Consider the following 3,469-nt stretch of genomic DNA (forward strand, 5'->3'; position numbering starts at 1 on the left):
GTCAGATCGCACCGCACTTGACAGCTTTAACTGAATCGCTGTCAAGTGTATCCCAAGGAACATAACATAGAGTTATGCGAAATCCGAACACTTCTCGACTTGCGTATAATGATTTTACGCAAGTCTGTGAGGCTTGTCTTGCAAAATACAGTGCCTTTTAATACCATTGGTCTGAGCTGATCTCGATCTCTTGCAGTCGCTGCTTTGGCATAGTTTTCACCATCGACAAGAATACCCGCAATATAACAACCCGAATTTAGATCATCTTTTATCGCTAAGTCTACACAGCTATCACCTTGACCGATCTCTATATCGACATTCCAACCGCGTTTTTCCAACATGGTTTGTAAATATTGTACAAGTTCTTTTTTAGCTTGCTTTTTCGCTTGATCGACATAATTCAGGTGTAATTGACCACTTCTGGCAAATATCAAAAAGTCTTTTAAATCCCGAACACCTTCGCTATTGGTACGTGCTAAATTAATTTCTTCTGGACTTAGGGCAGAAAAAACATGTAAACCTTGCCGTGCACGAGTAATCGCAACGTTTAGACGGCGTTGTCCACCTTGCCGATTCAGTGCACCAAAATTCATTGATAAACGACCATTCTGATCTTTGGCATATGTAATTGAAAAAACAATAATATCTCGCTCATCGCCTTGTACATTTTCCAAGTTTTTCACGAATAAGGGTTCAATACCGGCTTTACTTAAACTTTCTAGTTCAGGCTGATGTGCCAATTCATTGTCTAGCAAGTCTTCGATCAGTTTCTGTTGAGTCATATTGAAAGTTACAACACCCAAGGTCAAAGGATTCTCTTGCCCTAACTGTGACTGTAAATGTTGAACAATGAACTCTACAATCGCTTTTGCTTCATTGCTGTTGGTTCTTGTATCACCTTTATCGTAAACACCCTCAACCATATGTAATTTTACAGCGGTATCCTTGGCGACAGGCGCAGGGAACGTGAATAACCCCCCTTTGTAATATTTTTGATTACTAAATTGAATAAGGCTTTCATAACGGCTACGATAATGCCAATTTAAAGCCAGCTCAGGCAATTGGGCAGCAAGGCATTCATCCAGAATACTTTCCAAGTCTTCAGTAACTTCTTCATCAACCTCTTCTTCAGAATCGCCTTTACCAAAGAAACTTGTCGGTGGCATTTGCTTATTATCTCCCACCACAATCGACTGCTTACCTCTGGCCAATGCACCAATCGCATCCCATACCGGAATCTGGGATGCTTCATCAAAAATCACCACATCAAATTTTGCCTCTGTATCCAGATATTGAGCAACAGATAAAGGGCTCATTAATAAACATGGCTTTAAACCGACCAAGACATCTGGAATTTGACGCATCAATTCGCGAACAGGAATATGACGGCGTTTTTTGCCTAATTCTTTGTTTAGTACTGTCCATTGCCCTTTATATTGATTCTGCTCAGTAAAAATACCATTCCATCGATGGATAATTTCCTGACTTGCAGCAAGCTGATGCTGTTTATCTTGCTGTGCAAAAGATTTTACCTTTTGTTCATGTAGTTGACTGTTGAACTGATTGAGTTCCGGGTGCTGGCTAAATTGATGGGTAATCCAGTGTCTCGCTATATTGATATTTAAGCGCTTTAATGCCTCATCCAACGCTAATGGAGTCTGTAGCAGCTCAAAGGCCAATGGTTTTAAACCATTTTTAACCAATTGCTCTTTCATTGCTTGCCAATTTAACCAATGTCTCCAAGCTGAAACGTGATGCTGTAATTGCTGTTGTCTTTCAAGAATCTCTTCAAAATTAATATTTTGATATTCAGTGATTAGACCATCTTTTTGCAGTGCATGATCATTGAGCAATTGACTGAATGAAGTTTTCACATCCGTTATATTTTGTATGAGCGCATCTAAACCATGATTCTGACTAAATGCCAAAGCTTTGAATAAAGTCGCTTGATTCGTGCTGGTTGCTGCCATAATCTGCACAATGTCTTGCCACTGATTATGCATCTTTTCAAAACTTTGCCATGCACTGTCTTCACCCTGCCAGTAACCACCAAGTTTAGCTGCTAACTGATTTTCACACTCAGTAAATTGATGTTGTTGGCGCTGAATATTCTGTAAAATTGGCAAGTCATGTGCAACGGCCGACGTTGTCGGGCGTTGTGCTGAAATTTGGTAGGTTTTAACCAGATTTCTCAACTGGAACTTCGCAAACCATGAAAATGGAAAAATTTTTGCTTCCGCTTCGCGCCATTTAAATGCAATTTGATTTAAGTCGACTTGATATATTTGAGGCTGATATTGTCCAATCAACTCGGCACGTTGTTGTTTAAGATCTTGAGCCAACTGTTGTGCATGCGTAATAGTTCTTAAATCAATGTCCTTAATCAGCGCTAATAATTTTAAATCTGTTTGCTGGACAAGAACAGATAAGGCCTTAAAAATTGAAACATCTTGTTCAACCTGACCCAGATTGTGCTTAGTATCAAATTCAAAAACATCTTGCCAAGCAGAAATGGACTTTTGCAAATTCTGTATTTGTACTATCAGTTGGTCTTGTAATCGTTGATATTGTTCCTGCCACGCTAAACTCCAAATTGGTTCGGATAGACCTTCTGCAAAACCATTTAAGACATTTTTAGCATTTTCATTTACTAGCTGACGTAAGCTCACCGCCTGTGTCACAGTCTCATTCAGTAACTCGCGTTTCTGAGCTGTCAGGGTGGCAATATTGAGATCAGGAAAACGTAACTGAGGCGTTTCCCGATAGCGGAGTTCATCACTCATTGCAGCGTACAGACTCCAGCCAATTGCATGTGTTGTATGCAGATTTTTTACATGCTGATTCAGTTCATCACGCGTCTGGACTAATTGATCTGAAAGTTTCTGCCATTCTGTTGTTTCGGGTTGAGTAGTTAAAAAATAAGGATCATTGTTTTTCTGAGCCCGTTCTCTCAGTTGATCCAGCACCTCCATTTTTTGTGCTTTAGAGGAGTGTAGTTGCAAACACAATTCGCTTAAGCCGATTTGTGTCAGGCGACGATAGACGACTTCTAATGCCGCCATTTTTTCAGAAACGAATAATACCGATTTACCATCAGCCAAACACTGCGAAACCATATTGGTAATGGTCTGTGACTTACCTGTACCTGGAGGGCCTGACAATACAAAAGTACGTCCCAAAGCAGCGGACATGACTGCGGCTAACTGCGAAGAATCAGATGATAAGGGTGTAAATAATTGTTGGGGTTGATATTTCTCATCTAGCTGAGTTGATTGTGGAAACTCAGCTTGTTTAATAAACGGTTCGCGTGGAGATTCAATCAGATGGTTAACTACAGCCTGATTTTTTAGCTGATCCATTCTTGAAGATAAATCAAGCCACATTAAATATTTTGAGAATGAGAACTGGCCAATAGCAGCCTCTGCTTTTACTTCCCAGCCTGCAATATTGACAATCGCCTTACGAACAA

Annotated in this window: 1 protein-coding gene; it reads right to left on the reverse strand. The window is 40.1% G+C overall.

Annotation, left to right across the window (positions count from 1 at the left end; all coding sequences use genetic code 11):
* Positions 1–41: 41 nt before the first annotated feature.
* Positions 42–3,469: AAA domain-containing protein (locus Aba26S_RS20485; RefSeq protein WP_043974914.1), on the reverse strand; the 3,428-nt coding region annotated here is incomplete at its 5' end.

The sequence above is a fragment of the Acinetobacter sp. NBRC 110496 genome (assembly GCF_000876115.1).
Classification (GTDB): Bacteria; Pseudomonadota; Gammaproteobacteria; order Pseudomonadales; family Moraxellaceae; genus Acinetobacter.